Origin of the sequence: Rhizobium terrae (genome assembly GCF_003425685.1) — a bacterium.
Taxonomy (GTDB): domain Bacteria; phylum Pseudomonadota; class Alphaproteobacteria; order Rhizobiales; family Rhizobiaceae; genus Neorhizobium; species Neorhizobium terrae.
On sequence record NZ_QJKM01000002.1, the window covers coordinates 42,669 to 59,560 of the forward strand.

The following is a 16,892-nucleotide window of genomic DNA, read 5'->3' on the forward strand; positions in this document are numbered from 1 at the left end:
CGGACGGCCAAGGCCTATCCGGCGGCCTGGCCAAAACCTCTCCCTGCAATCCGGGGCATGCCGGCAATCTTGCAGGCGGTTCACTTCACCGAAGGCACCGCCTTCAGATAGGCAGCGATCGCCTCCAGGTCGCTCTTCGGCAGATGCGCGATATTCTGCTGCACCTCGACCATCGAACCGCCAGCGGAATCGAAGTCCGGGGTGAAGCCCGTTTCGAGATAGCCGGCGATATCCGCCTCGCTCCAGGAGCCGATATCCGCGGAGCCGGGGGTGATGTTCGGGATCGTGCCCTTGCCTTCCGGATTCGGACCACCGGCGAGCCATCTGCCCGGCTGGAAGCCGCCCATCTGGTCACGCGGAGTGTGGCATTCGCCGCAATGGCCCGGCCCTTCCACCAGGAACTGGCCGCGCTTCACCTTTTCGTCGGCGGATGCGAGCTGCACCCGCGGCCGGTCGTTCAGATAGAGATATTTCCAGACGCCGACGCCGAGCCGGACGTTGTAAGGGAACCGCAGTTCGTGCGGCGGTGCGACATTGGCGCTTGCCGGCAATGTCTTCAGGTAGCCGAAGAGATCGCCGACGTCTTTGGCCGAAAGCCTGGTATAGGAGCCGTAGGGGAAGGAAGGATAGAGATGCTCGCCATCGGCGCCGACGCCGCGGGTCATGGCGTCGCCGAACTGGGCGAGCGTCCACCTGCCGATGCCTGCATTCGGGTCCGGGGAGATGTTCGGGATATGGAAGGTGCCGAAGGGGCTCGGCAGCGCCCGGCCACCGGACAGAACCTTGAGGGCATCGCCTTCGGCGCCCTGCGCCGCATGACAGCTTGCGCAGCCGCCGGCCCAGAAGAGTTGCTCGCCCTTTGCAAGATCAGGGGTGCCGGGACTGGCCCAATAGCCGGCGGGGTGAGGATCAGGCCTGGTCAGCGCCCAGGCCGTGGCTGCGCCGGCGGCTACCACCACGACACCTGCCAGCAGAATTTTGGACCACATCGAGGCCATAGCCTTTTTCCCGTTCGATCATAAACGACAAGAACGACCGCAGGGGCTGCGGCCGTCCCAACCCGAGGGGTTTGATTACCGCAGACGGAAGTTCTGGTGGCAGGTGCTGCACTCGCCGCCAAGGGTCTTCAGGGCGGCGCCCACAGCCGCCTGATCAGCCGGGAGCGAAGCGAGAGCGGTATCGGAGGCGGAAGCCAGTTTCTGGGCTTCGGCGCGGAAATCGGCGTTCTTTTCCCAGATCGCCGGCGCAGCCTTGGTCTTGTCGCCGGTCTCGGAACCCGCTGGGAACTGATCCGGGAAGGCCTTGATATTGGTGCTGATCGTGGTCAGTGCGGTACGGACGGTAGCCTGATCGTAAGGTTTTTCACCCTTGGCGATGGCGCCTAGCGCGCCGGCCGCCCCGCCGATGCCCTTCATCAGCGCCTGGCGCTTGGCGATCGGCGTTTCCTGCGCGGTCACGCCAGTGAAGCCGAGACAGAGAATGGCCGCCGCTGCGGCGATCGTTTGAAACTTCATCCAACCTCTCCTGTTGAGCCGGGAAACCGGCGATTTGTTGCCCGCGCATGTTTGCCAGCTTATACGCTTGAAAAAAGTAACGTTTTTGTCAGAAGACCGCGAGCAGAGCAGGCACGGAAGTGAACACAGTGTTCAATACGGTGACACAATCCCTGTCACAAACTCCATCCGGAAACGCCCTCCCACAGGGTCACCAGCGAAACGAGGATGAGAAGCAGGCCGGCGATGCGCCCGACCCAGATCGTCGCGGTACCATTGCCGACGAGGAGTTCGCGCGCCCGGCCGGCCGCTGCCGCCAGCCCGCCGTAGACGGCAAGCTGGGTTGCGGCGGTCATCGCCGCCATGATTGCCGCCTGCGGGGCGAGCGGACCGAAATCCGGGCGCAGGAACTGCGGATAGACCGCCAGCATAAAGAGATAGGCCTTAGGATTGATCAGGCAGGTCGTCATGCCGCGGCGGAAGGCTTCCCAATTGGAGCGCGTGTCGGCGGGGCCGACGTGATCGACGGTGATCGAGCTGCGCATCAGGCTTATTCCGATCCAGGCCATGTAGAGCGCACCGACGACCAGAAGCGGCGTGAACAGCACCGGCACCAGACTGGCAAGCAGGCCGACGCCGACCGCTCCATAAAGGGAATGCACGAGACCGCCCGCGATGATGCCGGCGGTGGCGGCAAGCCCCGCCGCGCGGCCGCGGGTCAGCGAGTTGGCCAGAACGAAGATCATGTCCATGCCCGGCACCACGATGATGCCGAATAGAAGCGTGAAGAAGAGCCAGAGGTTTTCCGTATAGGTCATGTCAGTTCGCGAGCCTCGCAATATCGGGCTTCGACCGTTCGAAGCCTTGTTTTTCAACCGGATATGCGGTCCTATACGGCAGACCAACTGACAGCGTAGTGTCAGTAGCGATCGTATCGAGCTTGGGGAAACGGCATGCGCAAGGCCTCGCGCCTGTTCGAGATCATCCAGATCGTCCGGCTCGCCAAGAAGCCGGTGACGGCGGCGGACATCGCCCGGCAGCTCGAGGTGACGCCGCGCTCCATCTATCGGGACATCGCGGCGCTGCAGGCGATGCGGGTGCCGATCGAAGGCGGGCGCGGTATCGGCTATATCCTGAGGCCGGGCTTCACGCTGCCGCCGCTGATGCTGTCGATCGAGGAGACGGAGGCGATCGTGCTGGCGCTGGCGCTCCTCGAACGCACCGGCGACACGGGCCTCAAGCAGGCCGCCAAACAGGTGAACCGCAAGGTCGCCGCCGCCTTGCCGCAGCCGCTCGCCCGCCTGTTCTCCGACAATGCCCTGCATGCCTGGGGGAGTGCCGCGCCCGCACCGGATGCGGTGGATCTCGCCATGGTGCGCCGGGCGATCCGCGACGAGCAGAAGCTGGTCCTCGACTATCGAGACGAATATGCCCGCGCCACCGAACGGGTGATCCGGCCGGTCGCGCTCGTCTATTACTCGCAGACCGCCAATATCGTCGCTTGGTGCGAGCTTCGTCAGGCGATCCGCAATTTCCGCGCCGACCGGGTGGAGCATTGCGAGCCGGTCGACGACTTCTTCCTCGGCGAGGGCGAAAGGCTGCGCGGGCTGTGGGTGGAAGGTTGGGCGGCAAATGCGCGGGCGGCAGCGCAACCGGCGGCGTCATGATTGATGCGGCTATTGTTTACGGTCGCTCCAAATGTGAAGCGGCGTGCCCCTCATCCGGTGACGGAGCACGTCCCCCTCCCCGTCAGAACGACAAGACCGGGCTGACGGAAGAGAATTAGCCGGGCCTCCGTAGCCCGTTCAAAGCGGCAGGGTGCGGCTTTCCTCGCGGCCATGGCCGACGATCTCGATGCGGTCGGCATGCAGTTCGACGACGGCGAAGGTGTTCTGCCGTTCCGTATCGACCATGCCCCTGAAGTTCACGTACCAGGTCGAACCATGCCTGCCGAGATTGCCGGCGTGGTTGTGGCCATTCAGGTAGGCGATGACATTGCCGGAGTGCTCGAAGAGTTCCGTCAGCCGCTCGCCATCCCACAGATTGTGCTCATTTTCCGGATGGAGTGGATAGTGACCCATGACGACCACCTTTTCATCCGCCGCCCTTGCCCGCTCCAGCACGGATGAGAGCCAGGCGAACTGTTCTTCGCCGATGCCGCCGTTCCACTCTCTGGCATTGATCGCGCCGGCGGCAACGAGCGCATCCAGCCGATTCTGCGCCTCGGCATGGCGCGGATGGTCGTCCGGCGTCGAAAACAGGCTGACCTCGTTGCCGTCGACCACCACGAAGCGCACCCCGCCGCGGGAAAAATCGTGCCAGGCGGCGGGCATGCCGAGCTTCCCGCGCACATCGTCCAGCCGTTCCGGCGACACGAGGAAATCGTGGTTGCCGGGCATCAGGATGCTTTCGTGGCGCAGGCTCCCATAGACGGAAAGCACGGGATCGAAACTCTCCCAGCCGCGGTCGACGAGATCGCCGAGCGTGACGACGAAGGCAAGGTCCTCGCCGTTCAGCACGACAATCGCCTCACGCAGCTTATCGAGGCTGTTCCGGTAATGGCGGTCCATCTCGAGCCACGGCTCGGCATCGGCATATTGCGGATCGGTCAAAACGCCGAAGCGGAGAAGCGGCTTTCCAGAGGGCATGGCGTGCAGATATGCGGGCGAGATGACAGGAACGTGACGACGGGCGCAGGCGTCTGATTCTGCAATTCAGATCATGGTCCTATCGATATCACAAGCGCAGCTTTTCGCTCTCGGAAGGCCGGGCACCTACGCAATCAACGTGCCCTGGTGGAAGACGATCTTCCAGCCGGCCGGCGTCATCCTCCAGAGCGTCGTCCGCCGCGTCGGACGCCGGGTTCGTCCAGGACGTAGGACAGCTGGTAGAGACCTTCGGCCAGGAGACGGATTGAGAACTCCCGGCACGGCCAGTCATGCGGCTCGGGTTGCTTGTAGTGCTCGAGAAGGTTGTTGATGACGAAATCGCGATGGTAGATCCGGCCGCTCGCGCCGATCTCCCAGAAATTCTCCTCCGTCATCGCCTCCAGCGCCTCCCGGCTGGTACCGAATTCGCGGCGATGAAAGATCGGCTCGCGGACGGCAAGGTCCGCCAGGACGGTCTCGATCGAGGCATCATTCATTGCGCTTCCCTCCGTTCCGGCCTGCGGCCATTCCAGACAAAAACACCCGGCGTCTTCCGACACCGGGCGCTTCGAAAATTCAACGAAACCGCGAATTACTTGGTGGCGGCTTCGTAACGTTCGAGAACGTAATCCCAGTTGATCAGGCTGTCGACGAAGGCTTCGAGATATTTCGGCCGGGCGTTGCGGTAGTCGATGTAATAGGAGTGTTCCCACACGTCGACGCCGAGGATCGGGTCCGCGCCGTGAACCAGCGGGTTCTCGCCGTTCGGGGTCTTGGAAATGACGAGCTTGCCGTCCTTGACCGAGAGCCAGGCCCAGCCGGAGCCGAACTGGGTGGTGCCGGCGGCGATGAAATCGGCCTTGAACTTGTCGTAGCCGCCAAGGTCGGAAGCGACCGCGCTTTCCAGCTTGCCCGGCAGCTTGCTGCCGCCGCCGCCCTTCTTCATCCACTTCCAGAAATGAATGTGATTGTAGTGCTGGGCAGCGTTGTTGAAGAGGCCCTGGTTGGTACCGAAGGACTTCTTGACCACGTCCTCTACCGACAGGTCACCCATGCCGGCTTCGGCGGCAAGCTTGTTGCCGTTGTCGACGTAGGCCTTGTGGTGCTTGTCGTGATGATATTCGAGCGTCTCCTTCGACATGAAGGGGGCAAGGGCTTCGTAGTCGTAGGGAAGTTCGGGAAGTTCGAAAGCCATAGGTCTACTCCTTTTCAGCAAACACCTTGGGTGAAAGGTTGAGCGGGAACATAGGAGGGGACCGGCCAAGAGGCAACGGTGAACTTGCCAAAAATCAAGCCGATAGGGTCAAGAACTTGCTGATTTTCGGGCATACAAGAAACGGGCCAGATTACTGATTCGGAGACCGCCTCATGAAGACCGCCTTTGCATTCGCCGCACTCCTTGCCGCATCCGGCTTCACCGTCGCGCACGCTTCGTCGGACGACGCCTGGAGCGGGTTCCGGGCCGAAGTCTCCAAAGCCTGCATCGCCGCCGCAAAGGGGCTGATCCAGAACGGCAAGGCGCTGGTCGATCCCTTCGGCAGCGAAAATTATGGCCTGGCGGTCGTCTCAGGCAGGGCAGCGGGCGCCAAGGCAACGGTCAGCACCATCTGCGTCTTCGACAAGAAGACGAAAAAGGCCGAGATCGGCGGCGAGATTTCCGCCGGCGAACTGCTGGTCAAGACCGGCAAATAGGCCGACGGCCTGCCGCCGTGCGGCGTGCAGCCAGAAATCCGATTCCCGATCAGGTTGACGCAGGGTTCCGCTTCTAGCGTCCGGTCATTGTTTCGATTTCGTTTGCGATTTCAGATTTTGACCGATGAAAGGATAGGCTCGTGAGCGTCGACAACATCAACGGCCGGGTCAGCTATTTCTATCAATCACGCAGAACGCCCTATCGGCCGGACGCCGAGGGCGGGGCGACAAACAATCCCGGTTCCGGCGACGCCGGGCAGAAGGCGTCGCCCACCACCGGCAGCATCGGCACTTCGCCGCTGATCCAGGACGTGCTGAAACGGCTGGAGCTTGCCATGCAGCTGCAATCCGGCACGGATGGAGACGATACGATCGAGGGCTGGACAAGCAGCCTCGTCGACGCGGGCAGCGGCAACGATACGATCAGCGTCTGGTCCGACAGCATCGTCGATGCGGGTGACGGCGACGACAAGATCTACAGCTGGTCGGGCAGCCGCGTGCACGGCGGCAACGGCAACGACCAGATCGATGCGTGGTCCGACAGCCATGTCGATGGCGGCAGCGGTGACGACGATATCAACGCCTGGTCCAACAGCCACGTGGACGGCGGAGACGGAGACGACACGATCCAGGCTTGGTCGGAAACCACCGTCAACGGCGGAAAGGGTGACGACGTCATCAAGGCCTGGTCCGACAGCCGCGTCGACGGCGGCGAAGGCGACGACTGGATCGATACCCATACCCACAGCGTGGTTTCCGGGGGCAAGGGTGCCGACCAGATTCGCGTCGGCCTCGGCTCGACCGTCCGTTTCAACGCCGGCGACGGACAGGATTCCCTCACGGTGCTCGGTGACACGGTGCTGGAGCTTGGCTCCGGCCTGAAAGCCGAGGACATGACGGTGTCGGCCGAAGACGGCGAGACCGTCATTCGCTTTGCCGGCAATCCGGACGATACGATCACGATCCGCGGCAAGAGCACGCTCACCGTCAAGTTCGCCGACGGCGGCACGACGGACCTCGACATCCATCACATGCCGTCCCTCCCTCCGCTCCAGCAATTGCCGGACGCGGCCATGTCGGAAATGCTGTCCCGTGTGCTGGCGCAGAACAGCGCAGGCGCCGGGTCATAACCCAGCCGGAGATACCGTCCGCCTGCCGGCCTGCGCCGGCGGCGCAATGGGCCTTGGCATCAGTCCTGCCGAAACTGGCAACCGCGATCGCGACGAGGATCATGTTCGGCGGACGGGGTGACGGCGGAGACCAGCCATGCCCTCCCGCCGCCGTTATCGGCCGACGGCCGCGGAACCTTTCTCCGCAGCCGAGAATTGAAAGCGAGCGCCATCGGCAAAGAGGAGGCTCAATGTCGCTCGACTTTCCGACGTCCGAATTCCTGGTCTTCGTCGCCATAGGTTTCCTGGCCCAGATCGTCGACGGGGCGCTCGGCATGGCATTCGGAGTGCTCACCACCACCAGCCTCCTTACCGTCGGCGTGCCCCCCGCGGCCGCGAGCGCCATGACGCATGTCACCGAATGTTTCACCACCGCCGCATCGGGGCTCTCGCATGTCTACCACCGGAACGTCGACTGGCGCCTCGTCGTCCGGCTTGCGCCGGCGGGCATGCTCGGCGGGGCGATCGGCGCCTACGCGCTGTCCAATATCGACGGCAAGGCGATCGAACCCTTCGTGTCGGCCTATCTGATCGCCGTCGGGCTGTTCATCCTCTACAAGGCGTTCAGGCCGAAATGGCCGCGCGACGTGCATGATTGGATCGTGCCCTATGTGGGCGGCGCCGGCGGCCTGCTCGACGCGATGGGCGGCGGCGGATGGGGACCGATCGTCACCAGTTCGCTGCTTGGCCGCGGCCACGATCCCAAGAAGGTGATCGGCTCGACCAATCTCACGGAATTCACCGTCACCACGGTCATTTCCGCGACCTTCATCGCCGCGCTCGGCTGGTCGGAGCTTTCCTCCGCCATAGGGCTCATCCTCGGCGGCGTGCTGGCCGCCCCGTTCGGGGCGCTGATCGTCAAAAGGCTGCCGGTCAAGCCTCTGATGATCGCCGTTTCGATGATCATCATAGGGACTGCGGCCGTGCGGTTCGCGTGAGCAGCGGTTGGGAATGTCTATCGGATCGACTGCCGCTCATGCTAGTATAGGCTGAACAGGAGCTTCTCCATGCGCCCGAACCGATCGATCACCATCTCGCTTTCCGAAGACATGGCCGAACTCGTCGAGAAGAAGATCGCGTCTGGCGAATTCGCCACCGAGAGCGAAGTCGTTGAGGAGGGGTTGCGTTATCTGGCCGATCATGATGCCGAGATCGAAGAGTGGCTGCGGAAAGAGGTCGTGCCGACGCTTCGTGCCTATGACGCCGACCCTTCCAGCGCCAAGACCGCCGATGAAACGCGGCGGGAGCTTGAGGAATATATGCGGACGCGCGATCGCAAGTCGATCGGCGCATGACCTACACCATTGTCTACGCTCTCGAAGCGCGCTTGGATCTCGCGGACCTGTTCGAATACAATGCTGGCAAGAGAGGCGAAGATTTTGCGGGCGATTACATCCGTAAGATCATGGATCACTGCAACCGCTTCGATCTCTTCCCAAAGCGCGGGACATTACGAGACGACATAGAACCGGGCCTTCGGCTTGTGGGCTATCGCCGAAAGGCGACGATCGCTTTTCGTATTGATCACGACACCGTTGTCATTACGCGAGTCCTCTATGGCGGCAAAAGCCTTGGCGGATCGGATGACATGGAAGACGATGACGACTTCTTCTAAGCCTCCCAATATTGAACGCTCCGGTCACCCTTCCTCATCTGGCCTCCACGCCTGACATGCCGTAACAGAACGGCCGTCATTTTCCCTTCCGCAAAGGCCCCCTCTCCATGGCAGACCCCCTCCCGAAGATTCTTGTGATCCTGCTGCACGGGGTCGGTTCGAACGGGGCGAGCCTGGCATCGGTCGGCAAGCGGCTGGCAGCCGTCCTGCCCGGCGCGGTCTTCGCAGCGCCCGATGCGCCGGAAGCTTCGAGCCTCGGCCAGGGCCGGCAGTGGTTCAGCACCGCGGGCATCACCACCGAAAGTCGGCCGGGCCGGATCGCTGCGGCGCGGCCGGGCTTCGATGCCACGGTGTCGGCGATCGTCGAGGAGAACGGCTTTGCGGGGCGGCTCGACCGCGTGGCCTTCGTCGGCTTCTCGCAGGGGACGATCATGTCGCTCGATGCGGTCGCCAGCGGGCGCTGGCCGGTCGGGGCGGTGGCCGGCTTTTCCGGCAGGCTGGCGGCGCCTCAGCCGCATGCGCCGAAAGGCACGACGCCGGTACTGCTGGTCCACGGCACCGACGATCAGGTCATTCCGGTCGAGGAAACTGAAAGCGCCGCCGAGCGGCTGGCGGCGCTCGGCCTGCCGATAGACATCCGGATCGAGCCGGGCCTCGGCCACACGATCTCCGGCAGCGGTGCTGCCTATGCCGGGAAGTTTCTGGCGAAGGCGCTGCTTCGCTGAGGCTCAGACGTCGTCGCCGGTCCTCGAGCGGGCCCAGTCCATGTAGGCTTCCAGCGCCTTGCGGGCGACGGGGCCTTCCTGCATCTGGCGATCCTCGAACCTGTTCACCGGCACGATCTTGGAATAGTTGCCGGAGGTGAAGATCTCGTCGGCATCCATGAAATCGCCCACCGTCAGCGTCGTCTCGCGTACGTCGAAGCCGGCCTGGCGAAGCAGGCCGATGACGCGCGAGCGGGTGATGCCGGCGAGGAAGGTGCCGTTGGCGATCGGCGTCATCACCACGCCGTCCTTGACCATGAAGATGTTGGACGAGGCGGTCTCGGCGACATTGCCGTTCATGTCGCGGGCAAGCGCATTGTCGAAGCCGCGGCCTCGCGCTTCCATGATCATGCGCCCGCTGTTCGGGTAAAGGCTGCCGGTCTTGGCGCCGGTCATCGCCACTTCCGGGTTCGGGCGGCGATAGGGAGACACGGTGAGGGACGAGGGCCGTGCGGTATGCATCGGCGCCTCGAAGAGGCAGAGCGCGAAACGGGTCGATTCCGGATCGGCGGTGACGACGCTGTAGGGCATGCCGTGCTCGGCCCAGTACATCGGCTTGATGTAGATCGCCGTCTTGCCGTCGAATTTCTTGACGCCTTCCCAGGCGAGCGCCTCGATCTCCTCCGCCTTCATGACCGGCTGCATGCCCATATTCTTCGCCGAGCGGTTGACGCGCTGGCAATGCAGATCGAGATCCGGGGCGATGCCGTCGAACCAGCGGGCGCCGTCAAAGACGGTCGAGCCGAGCCACATGGCATGCGATGTGGGGCCGACGAGCTTAGGATTGCCCTCAAGCCATTCGCCATCCACGAAAGTCCAGGTGTTGGTGCGGGCGGCGGTATCGACGGCCATGACGGTCTCCTCGTTCTCGATGATTTTGCGGTGAGTGAAGTCCTGCTCGCTCCTGCAGGTCAAGCGATAATATGAGATGAGTCATCACAAAATTTGATGTTTTTATGCGTGGAGACCGGATCGAAGGAGTGGCATTTTCCTGCCATCGGAACAGGCGGGAGCGCGCGACATGGCATGGTCTGCAGAACAATATGTGAAGTTTGAGGACGAGCGGACGCGGCCTGCCCGCGATCTGATCGCCCAGGTGCCGCTAGCCTCAGCCATCCGGGCCTATGACCTCGGCTGCGGGCCCGGCAATTCCACCGAGCTTCTGGTGGAGCGCTTCGGCGAAGGCAGCGTGATCGGGCTCGACAGCGACGACAACATGCTGACGGCGGCGGCCAAGCGCCTGCCCGGCACGCAGTTCATCAAGGCCAATCTCGACACATGGGTGCCGGAGGAACCGGCTGATCTGCTTTACGCCAACGCGGTGTTCCAATGGGTGCCGGACCATGTTTCGGTGCTTGCCCGGCTGATGGATCATCTGGAGCCCGGCGGCGTGCTGGCGGTGCAGATGCCCGACAACCTTTCCGAACCGAGCCACACGCTGATGGAGGAGACCGGAGCGGCCGGCCCCTGGGCGCCGGCTTTCGCCGGCGGGCGGGTGCGCCGGCCGCTGCTGCCGGCGCCTTCCGTCTATTTCGACCGCCTGATGCCGAAATCCGTCCGCGTCGAGGTGTGGCACACCGTCTATTACCATCCGCTCGCCGATGCGCCGGCAATCGCCGAATGGGTCAAGGCAACCGGGCTCCGGCCCTATCTCGATGCGGCCGGCTCGAAATACGCGGAGGCCTTCACGGCAGACTACACGGCGCGGCTGGCGCATGCCTATCCGCCCATGGCGGACGGCCGCGTGCTCCTGCGTTTCCCACGGCTTTTCGTCGTTGCGGTAAAGGCTTGAGAGCCGTACTGCCCAAGCCGCGGTTCTCACGGAGTGCCGGGCGGCGAGGTCAGCGGCGCCTGCTGTTCCTGCGGCGGCCCGGCCCCGTCGAGCCGGCTGTCGCCGGGATCATTGAGCCATATGATGCTGAGCACGCAGCCGATGAGGATCAGCAGAATGCCGATAAAAAGCCAACGCATCGCTTCTTGATCTCCTTCGCTGACCGGTTACGCGAAACCCATCACCGCTCAGGCCGCATGGACGCGACCGAGGAAGTCGCGCATCAGCGACGCCACCTGGTCAAGATGGGTTTCCAGCAGCCAATGGCCGCCATCGAGAAGATGCAGTTCCGCCTTCGGCAGGTCACGCAGAAAGGCGCGGGCGGATTCTTCCGGCATGTAGCCGTCCTGCGGCCCCCAGACGATCAATGCCGGGGGCTGGTAGTCACGCAGATATTGCTGGTAGCGCGGAAACCACGCGACGTTTTCGCTGAGACGTGCGATCACATCCACGGCGATCGCGCGCCGGCGGTCGTCCATCAACGACCAATGCAGCTTCCATAGGTCGGGTGAGATGCGTTCGGCGATTTCCGGTCGCACTTCGTTGAGGAATTCCTCCCGGAAACCCTCCTCGCTCACCGCATCGGCGATCTTCTGACGATTCCCCTCCGAGGGGTTGCGCCAGTATTCCTGCAGTCCGGCATATTTCGGGCCCAGCGCATCCTCGTAAATGTCACCGTTCTGAATGACCAGAGCCGCAACCCGCCGCGGGTGCCGGATCGCCAGGCGAAGGCCGATCTGCGAACCGAAATCATGCAGGTAGAGGGCAAACCGCTGGACGCCGAGCCTTTCGAGAAAGGCGTCCAGGAAATCCGCGAAACCGTCGAATGTATAACGGAAGCCGTCGGGCGTGTCGGTGTAGCCGCTGCCTGGAAAATCCGGCGCCAGGAGATGCCACCGGTCGGCAAGCAGCGGCATCAGTTCGCGGAATTCATAGGAGGAGCAGGGATAACCGTGGGGCAGGAGCAATACCGGCGCGCCGACCCTGCCCGCCTCGCGATAAAATACTTTCATGCCGCCGAGATCGAGCCATCTATGCTTCACCCGAGTGAGACCCCAGCAGGCATTCCCCGTCGAATCCATGATCATGCCTCCTTGAACGCCGAGCCATCATGACCTCAAGAATGATTTCAGCTTGGAAATGATCCGTGACCATTTCTTGGCATGGCGGAGCGGACAGCCGGACGGCTGCCGCCCGCTCGGCGACGCAGTGCCGGTTTGCGGAATTGGACAAGGCCACGATATTCTCGCTGCGACCTGCCGGAGCGGGTTGACTCGCCAGGTCCGTTTCGCACTCTTTATGCCTGCCATCGAACCGTGTCGCCACTGGACCGCATCATGCCGAAATCGCAAAGGACATGGAGATCCGCGCAACTGTCGCTCACGCAGGAACTGGTCGATCTTTGCTTTCGCGAGGAGGCCGATCCCGGCCCGCCGCCGTCCTGGACGCCGATGACCGAAGAGGATTACGTGCGGCTGACCGACCGGCTGACCGCCGAGATCGGCGACGAGCCGCTGTGGATCTTCGCCTATGGTTCGTTGATCTGGAAACCGGGTTTCGATTCCGTCGATTCGCGGCGAGCGACCATCTACGGCTGGCATCGGTCCTTTTCCCTGAGGATCGAGCGCGGCCGCGGCTCCCCGGCCCAGCCCGGCCTGATGATGATGCTGTCGCGCGGCGGCCGCTGCGACGGGGTGATCTATCGCGTCGCGGACGGGGAAAAGCGCGAGCAGATCGAAAAGGCGCTGCGCCGCGAGGTGAGCAACCGCGACAGCCTGTCGTCGATGCGCTGGCTGCAGGTGCGCACGCCGGCGGGCGAGACGGTGCGGGCGCTGGTCTTCTGGGTCGGCGGCACCAGCCAGCGGATCGTCAAGCCGCTCCTGCCGCTCGATCAGGTGGCGCCGATCCTGGCGCGCGCCTGCGGGCACCGCGGCTCCTGCGCCGAATATCTCTACAATACCGTCGTGCATCTCGCCGAATTCGGCATCCGCGACCGCAATCTCTGGCGGTTGCAGGAGATGGTGGCCGACGAAATCCGGGCACTGCATGCGCGGGCGGTTGAGAAGGTCGAAGCGTGAACCGGCACGCCCCATAGCCGCCGCTCTCTTTCGTCCTGCCGCCCGCCCCGTGGGATGGATGTGGCGAACGCGGCGACAAACCAGTTGCAGAATTAAATCAGTTGACCTATCAATAAACCGATTTCAATTTGCAATCAGTCTAGGAGGCTTCCTGCCATGCGTCCGATCCTCTATTCGCATCCGTTCTCGTCCTACTGCCAGAAAGTGCTGACGGCGCTTTACGACAACGATACCGGCTTCGACACCCGCATGCTGGGTCCGGACGATCCGGCCGCCTGGGAGGAGCTCTGCAGCCTCTGGCCGGTGAAGCGCTTCCCGATGCTGATGGACGACGGACGGCCGGTCTTCGAGGCGACGATCATCATCGAATATCTGGACGTTCATTATCCGGGGTCGGTGAAGCTGATCCCGGCGGATCCCGACAAGGCGATCGAGGTGCGGATGCTCGACCGTTTCTTCGACAATTACATTTCCACCCCGCAGCAGAAGGTGGTGTTCAACGCCCTGCGGCCGGAAGAGAACCGCGACCCCTACGGCGTCAAGGAAGCGCGCGACATGCTCGACGCCGCCTATGGCTGGCTCGACGAGCGGATGAAGACGCGCGAATGGGCGGCCGGCGACGGTTTCAGCCTTGCCGACTGCGCCGCCGCGCCCGCCCTCTTTTATGCCGACTGGACGCATCCGATCGGCGGCCGCTTCCCGAACGTCACGGCCTATCGCAACCGGCTGCTCGCCCGTCCGTCCTTCGCCCGCGCCGTGGACGAGGCCCGCCCCTACCGGCCGTTCTTCCCGCTCGGCGCGCCGGATCGGGATTGAGCACGGTCTAAAACGTGCTCTCGGTCGCCAGAACGTGGCCGTTCATGGCGGCCCAGATCATTCGCACCTCGCGGCGAAGCACGGCGCTGGGGCGAATGCCGCCGCTGCCGTAGTTCTTATACTTGTCACGATAAGCTGCGATGAAGACTTCGACGGCTTCGACAATTTCCGCGTGCTGCTCCGCCCGGCGGCGCAGCGCTTCCTTCTCCGCATGAAGGATTTCGAAGCTCTGGACGATGAGCCGCAGGTCTTCCATCGGCACGCTCACATGCGGGCGCTCGGACGCCTCGGCGATGATCTCCGCCCGCAGACGGACGATGATGTCGTTCAGTTGTTCACTCATGTGGGATTCTCCTGAACCCAGGATTTGGGTGCGGAAACCGGCCAAAGCAAGGCGAATCTGTGGCGCAGAAGACACGTTTCACGATCAAAGTGATCGGGATTGTGGTCTTTGTTTTCGCATATCGCTACCGCAATACCGCTCGCTCATTGCGCGATGCGGTCTAAAGCCGCTCGGCCAGGAAATCGATATAGGCACGGATGCGCACTGCGAGGTGCTCATGGCCCGCATAAACGGCGTGGATCTGCTCGATGTCTTCCGGGTTGAAATCCTCCAGGACCGGCACGAGACGGCCTGCCTGGATGTCCGGCTCCACATGAAAACGCCCCACGCGGCCGATGCCGAGCCCTTCCAGGCAGAACTGCCGGATGATCGAGCCGCTGCTTGCCTTGAGGTTTCCGGAAACGGGCAGCAGGTCACGCCGGCCCGTTTCCGGATCACGAAAAGGCCAGCCTTCGACCGACCGGCGGAAGTTGAAATTGATGCAGTTGTGATGGATGAGTTCAGCCGGGGCCTTCGGGATGCCGTGCCGTTCCAGATAATGCGGCGAGGCGATCACCACCTGACGGCTCTCGCCGAGCTTTCGCGCCATCAGAGACGAATCGCGCAGCGGCCCATGGCGGATCGCGATATCCACCCGCTCGCGGATGAGGTCGACGGTGTCGTCGGTGAGCGTGATGTCGAGCTGCACGTCGGGATAAAGTGTCTGGAACTCGCAGGTGAGCGGCAGGACGTAACGCTCGCCGAAGCCGACCGAGGCGTTGATGGTGAGCGGGCCGCGCGGGCGCATCCTGCCGCCGCCGGAAACGACCTCCTCCGTATCGGCGATTTCCGCGAGGATGCGCCGGGCGCGGGCGAGATAGGTCTCACCCTCCGGCGTCAATTGCAGCAGGCGGGTGGAGCGCACGACGAGCCGGGTGCCGAGCCGGTTCTCCAGGCGGGTGACGAGCTTGCTGACGGCGGACGGCGAGAGCTTCAGCTTCCGCCCAGCGGCGGAGAAGCTCTTCAGCTCGGCGGCAAGCGCGAAGACTTCCATTTCTCCGGCGCGGTTGTCCATGGATGCCTCTCCGATAGCTGCCGGCTTTCGGCACTGCTCCCTCCCTCCACCACAAGCAGGGAGAGGGGCAAGCGCCATGAAACGCGCACTATCTGTGATTTGATTTCACAAATGATTATCCACCTATCCCGCTACCCATACAAGTCCCTCGCGATGATATTGCGCCGCATCAATTCCTTCCAGGACAAGGACTCCTTCCATGCCACTTGCACTCTATGCCCTGACGGCGGGCGCCTTCGGGATCGGCGTCACGGAATTCGTCATCATGGGCCTGCTTCTCGACGTCAGCGCCGATCTCGGCGTGTCGATCTCGGCCGCCGGCCTGCTGATTTCCGGCTACGCGCTCGGCGTCGTGATCGGCGCGCCGATCCTCGGCGCGATCTCCGGCAAATGGTCGAAGAAGACGCTGCTGATGGCGCTGATGGTGGTGTTCACCATCGGCAATCTCGCCTGTGCGGTCGCGCCCGACTACTGGACGCTGATGGCCGCCCGGGTGCTGACGGCATTCGCGCATGCCTCCTTCTTCGGCGTCGGCTCGGTGGTCGCCACCAGCCTCGTCGCGCCCAACAGAAAGGCCTCCGCGATCGCCATCATGTTCACGGGCCTCACCGTCGCCAACATTCTCGGCGTACCCTTCGGCACCTGGCTCGGCCAGGCCTATGGCTGGCGCTCGACCTTCTTCGCCGTCACGCTGATCGGCATCGTCGCCTTTGCCGTGATCGGCTTGCTCGTGCCGAAGGACAACCCGGCCGACGACAGGCAGGAAGCATCCCGAGGCGTGCTGGCCGTGTTCGGCCGCCGGGCGGTCATGCTCGGCCTTCTCACCACGGTGCTCTCCTGGGTCGGCGTATTTGCGGGCTTCACCTATATCGCGCCGATCCTGACCGAGATCACCGGGTTTTCGGAGGCGGCCGTTTCGCCGATCCTGCTCGTCTTCGGCGGCGGTCTCGTCGTCGGCAATCTCGCCGGCGGCTGGCTGGCCGACCGGCGCCTGCTGCCGACCATGATCGGCAGCCTGCTGGCGCTGTCGGCCGTGCTTCTCGCCATGACCGCCGCCATCCACCAGCCCGTGCTGGCCGTGATCGCCATCGGCCTGTTCGGGGCAGCCGCCTTCGCCACCGTCTCGCCGCTGCAGATGTGGGTGCTGCAGAAGGCGGAAGGGGCGGGCCAGGGCCTCGCTTCCTCCTTCAACATCGCCGCCTTCAACCTCGGCAATGCGATCGGCGCCTGGCTCGGCGGCGCGGTCATCGACCATGGCCCCGGCCTCGGCTCGGTCACCTTCGTCGCCGGCCTGGTGCCGCTCGCAGCGCTCGCCGTGGCGATTGTCGCCATCCGGATCGACCGGCGCCGGGCGGACACCGCCGCCCTCGCCTGCCCGGCCGAATAACT

The 16,892-nt window shown here is 63.6% G+C and carries 22 protein-coding genes; 11 read left to right on the top strand and 11 right to left on the bottom strand.

Annotated features, from left to right (window positions below; all coding sequences use genetic code 11):
* Positions 1-80: 80 nt before the first annotated feature.
* The 3 genes from DMO26_RS03135 to DMO26_RS03145 all read right to left on the bottom strand — a co-directional run bounded on the left by DMO26_RS03135 (position 81) and on the right by DMO26_RS03145 (position 2,311).
* On the bottom strand, positions 81-998 hold the full coding sequence (locus DMO26_RS03135; protein ID WP_117190582.1) for a c-type cytochrome: 918 nt from the start codon (positions 996-998) through the stop codon (positions 81-83).
* 75 nt (positions 999-1,073) lie between these two features.
* Entirely contained in the window at positions 1,074-1,514 is a 441-nt protein-coding gene (locus DMO26_RS03140; protein WP_117190583.1) for a c-type cytochrome, read from the bottom strand.
* 155 nt (positions 1,515-1,669) lie between these two features.
* On the bottom strand, positions 1,670-2,311 hold the full coding sequence (locus DMO26_RS03145) for a LysE family translocator (protein ID WP_117190584.1): 642 nt from the start codon (positions 2,309-2,311) through the stop codon (positions 1,670-1,672).
* Between the two features lie 135 nt (positions 2,312-2,446).
* Between DMO26_RS03145 and DMO26_RS03150 the strand changes: the two genes are divergently transcribed.
* Entirely contained in the window at positions 2,447-3,160 is a 714-nt protein-coding gene (locus DMO26_RS03150; protein ID WP_117190585.1) for a helix-turn-helix transcriptional regulator, read from the top strand.
* A gap of 138 nt (positions 3,161-3,298) precedes the next feature.
* Here DMO26_RS03150 and DMO26_RS03155 read toward each other — a convergent pair whose 3' ends face one another.
* The 3 genes from DMO26_RS03155 to DMO26_RS03165 form a co-directional block, all read right to left on the bottom strand.
* Positions 3,299-4,141, bottom strand: coding sequence for a metallophosphoesterase (locus tag DMO26_RS03155; protein WP_117190586.1), 843 nt, complete (start codon positions 4,139-4,141; stop codon positions 3,299-3,301).
* A 176-nt stretch (positions 4,142-4,317) separates the two neighbouring features.
* A complete protein-coding gene (locus DMO26_RS03160; protein WP_226951181.1) occupies positions 4,318-4,638 on the bottom strand; it encodes a DUF4440 domain-containing protein in 321 nt (106 codons plus the stop codon).
* A 95-nt stretch (positions 4,639-4,733) separates the two neighbouring features.
* Positions 4,734-5,336, bottom strand: a complete 603-nt coding sequence (locus DMO26_RS03165) for a superoxide dismutase (RefSeq protein ID WP_117190587.1) — start codon at positions 5,334-5,336, stop codon at positions 4,734-4,736.
* A 173-nt stretch (positions 5,337-5,509) separates the two neighbouring features.
* Between DMO26_RS03165 and DMO26_RS03170 the strand changes: the two genes are divergently transcribed.
* The 6 genes from DMO26_RS03170 (at position 5,510) to DMO26_RS03195 (ending at position 9,342) form a co-directional block, all read left to right on the top strand.
* Positions 5,510-5,833, top strand: a complete 324-nt coding sequence (locus tag DMO26_RS03170; RefSeq protein WP_117190588.1) for a hypothetical protein — start codon at positions 5,510-5,512, stop codon at positions 5,831-5,833.
* A 140-nt stretch (positions 5,834-5,973) separates the two neighbouring features.
* Positions 5,974-6,963, top strand: a complete 990-nt coding sequence (locus DMO26_RS03175; protein ID WP_117190589.1) for a hypothetical protein — start codon at positions 5,974-5,976, stop codon at positions 6,961-6,963.
* Positions 6,964-7,193: 230 nt separating this feature from the next.
* Positions 7,194-7,940, top strand: coding sequence for a sulfite exporter TauE/SafE family protein (locus DMO26_RS03180; protein WP_117190590.1), 747 nt, complete (start codon positions 7,194-7,196; stop codon positions 7,938-7,940).
* A gap of 69 nt (positions 7,941-8,009) precedes the next feature.
* Positions 8,010-8,297, top strand: a complete 288-nt coding sequence (locus DMO26_RS03185) for a ribbon-helix-helix domain-containing protein (protein WP_117190591.1) — start codon at positions 8,010-8,012, stop codon at positions 8,295-8,297.
* Positions 8,294-8,617, top strand: coding sequence for a type II toxin-antitoxin system RelE/ParE family toxin (locus DMO26_RS03190; RefSeq protein ID WP_117190592.1), 324 nt, complete (start codon positions 8,294-8,296; stop codon positions 8,615-8,617). Before DMO26_RS03185 ends, DMO26_RS03190 begins: the two co-directional genes overlap by 4 nt.
* 107 nt (positions 8,618-8,724) lie before the next feature.
* On the top strand, positions 8,725-9,342 hold the full coding sequence (locus DMO26_RS03195) for an alpha/beta hydrolase (protein WP_117190593.1): 618 nt from the start codon (positions 8,725-8,727) through the stop codon (positions 9,340-9,342).
* Positions 9,343-9,345: 3 nt separating this feature from the next.
* Here DMO26_RS03195 and DMO26_RS03200 read toward each other — a convergent pair whose 3' ends face one another.
* A complete protein-coding gene (locus DMO26_RS03200) occupies positions 9,346-10,233 on the bottom strand; it encodes a branched-chain amino acid aminotransferase (protein ID WP_117191007.1) in 888 nt (295 codons plus the stop codon).
* A 169-nt stretch (positions 10,234-10,402) separates the two neighbouring features.
* Here DMO26_RS03200 and tam point away from each other — a divergent pair, with 169 nt between their 5' ends.
* Complete coding sequence (gene tam / locus DMO26_RS03205) at positions 10,403-11,173, top strand: trans-aconitate 2-methyltransferase (protein ID WP_117190594.1); 771 nt, start codon at positions 10,403-10,405, stop codon at positions 11,171-11,173.
* Between the two features lie 26 nt (positions 11,174-11,199).
* On the opposite strand, the gene DMO26_RS33525 is transcribed toward tam, so the two are convergent.
* Entirely contained in the window at positions 11,200-11,352 is a 153-nt protein-coding gene (locus tag DMO26_RS33525) for a hypothetical protein (RefSeq protein WP_162894689.1), read from the bottom strand.
* 48 nt (positions 11,353-11,400) lie between these two features.
* The gene (locus DMO26_RS03210; protein ID WP_117191008.1) at positions 11,401-12,294 is read right to left on the bottom strand and encodes an alpha/beta fold hydrolase; all 894 of its coding nucleotides are present in this window, start codon (positions 12,292-12,294) and stop codon (positions 11,401-11,403) included.
* 255 nt (positions 12,295-12,549) lie between these two features.
* Here DMO26_RS03210 and DMO26_RS03215 point away from each other — a divergent pair, with 255 nt between their 5' ends.
* A complete protein-coding gene (locus DMO26_RS03215; RefSeq protein WP_117190595.1) occupies positions 12,550-13,290 on the top strand; it encodes a gamma-glutamylcyclotransferase in 741 nt (246 codons plus the stop codon).
* Between the two features lie 156 nt (positions 13,291-13,446).
* Positions 13,447-14,106 (top strand): glutathione S-transferase family protein, encoded by a 660-nt coding sequence (locus DMO26_RS03220; RefSeq protein WP_117190596.1) that lies wholly within the window; start codon positions 13,447-13,449, stop codon positions 14,104-14,106.
* A 7-nt stretch (positions 14,107-14,113) separates the two neighbouring features.
* On the opposite strand, the gene DMO26_RS03225 is transcribed toward DMO26_RS03220, so the two are convergent.
* A complete protein-coding gene (locus DMO26_RS03225) occupies positions 14,114-14,449 on the bottom strand; it encodes a hypothetical protein (RefSeq protein WP_117190597.1) in 336 nt (111 codons plus the stop codon).
* A gap of 160 nt (positions 14,450-14,609) precedes the next feature.
* A complete protein-coding gene (locus DMO26_RS03230; protein ID WP_117190598.1) occupies positions 14,610-15,503 on the bottom strand; it encodes a LysR family transcriptional regulator in 894 nt (297 codons plus the stop codon).
* 199 nt (positions 15,504-15,702) lie between these two features.
* Here DMO26_RS03230 and DMO26_RS03235 point away from each other — a divergent pair, with 199 nt between their 5' ends.
* Positions 15,703-16,890: an MFS transporter gene (locus DMO26_RS03235; RefSeq protein ID WP_117190599.1), complete on the top strand. Its 1,188-nt coding sequence runs from the start codon at positions 15,703-15,705 to the stop codon at positions 16,888-16,890.
* Positions 16,891-16,892: the final 2 nt, after the last annotated feature.

Bases quoted from the DNA above. Each gene is read 5' to 3' on its own strand.
- DMO26_RS03135 (WP_117190582.1), bottom strand. From the start codon at position 998: ATGGCCTCGATGTGGTCCAAAATTCTGCTGGCAGGTGTCGTGGTGGTA.
- DMO26_RS03140 (WP_117190583.1), bottom strand. From the start codon at position 1,514: ATGAAGTTTCAAACGATCGCCGCAGCGGCGGCCATTCTCTGTCTCGGC.
- DMO26_RS03145 (WP_117190584.1), bottom strand. From the start codon at position 2,311: ATGACCTATACGGAAAACCTCTGGCTCTTCTTCACGCTTCTATTCGGC.
- DMO26_RS03150 (WP_117190585.1), top strand. From the start codon at position 2,447: ATGCGCAAGGCCTCGCGCCTGTTCGAGATCATCCAGATCGTCCGGCTC.
- DMO26_RS03155 (WP_117190586.1), bottom strand. From the start codon at position 4,141: ATGCCCTCTGGAAAGCCGCTTCTCCGCTTCGGCGTTTTGACCGATCCG.
- DMO26_RS03160 (WP_226951181.1), bottom strand. From the start codon at position 4,638: ATGAATGATGCCTCGATCGAGACCGTCCTGGCGGACCTTGCCGTCCGC.
- DMO26_RS03165 (WP_117190587.1), bottom strand. From the start codon at position 5,336: ATGGCTTTCGAACTTCCCGAACTTCCCTACGACTACGAAGCCCTTGCC.
- DMO26_RS03170 (WP_117190588.1), top strand. From the start codon at position 5,510: ATGAAGACCGCCTTTGCATTCGCCGCACTCCTTGCCGCATCCGGCTTC.
- DMO26_RS03180 (WP_117190590.1), top strand. From the start codon at position 7,194: ATGTCGCTCGACTTTCCGACGTCCGAATTCCTGGTCTTCGTCGCCATA.
- DMO26_RS03185 (WP_117190591.1), top strand. From the start codon at position 8,010: ATGCGCCCGAACCGATCGATCACCATCTCGCTTTCCGAAGACATGGCC.
- DMO26_RS03190 (WP_117190592.1), top strand. From the start codon at position 8,294: ATGACCTACACCATTGTCTACGCTCTCGAAGCGCGCTTGGATCTCGCG.
- DMO26_RS03195 (WP_117190593.1), top strand. From the start codon at position 8,725: ATGGCAGACCCCCTCCCGAAGATTCTTGTGATCCTGCTGCACGGGGTC.
- DMO26_RS03200 (WP_117191007.1), bottom strand. From the start codon at position 10,233: ATGGCCGTCGATACCGCCGCCCGCACCAACACCTGGACTTTCGTGGAT.
- tam (WP_117190594.1), top strand. From the start codon at position 10,403: ATGGCATGGTCTGCAGAACAATATGTGAAGTTTGAGGACGAGCGGACG.
- DMO26_RS33525 (WP_162894689.1), bottom strand. From the start codon at position 11,352: ATGCGTTGGCTTTTTATCGGCATTCTGCTGATCCTCATCGGCTGCGTG.
- DMO26_RS03210 (WP_117191008.1), bottom strand. From the start codon at position 12,294: ATGGATTCGACGGGGAATGCCTGCTGGGGTCTCACTCGGGTGAAGCAT.
- DMO26_RS03215 (WP_117190595.1), top strand. From the start codon at position 12,550: ATGCCGAAATCGCAAAGGACATGGAGATCCGCGCAACTGTCGCTCACG.
- DMO26_RS03220 (WP_117190596.1), top strand. From the start codon at position 13,447: ATGCGTCCGATCCTCTATTCGCATCCGTTCTCGTCCTACTGCCAGAAA.
- DMO26_RS03225 (WP_117190597.1), bottom strand. From the start codon at position 14,449: ATGAGTGAACAACTGAACGACATCATCGTCCGTCTGCGGGCGGAGATC.
- DMO26_RS03230 (WP_117190598.1), bottom strand. From the start codon at position 15,503: ATGGACAACCGCGCCGGAGAAATGGAAGTCTTCGCGCTTGCCGCCGAG.
- DMO26_RS03235 (WP_117190599.1), top strand. From the start codon at position 15,703: ATGCCACTTGCACTCTATGCCCTGACGGCGGGCGCCTTCGGGATCGGC.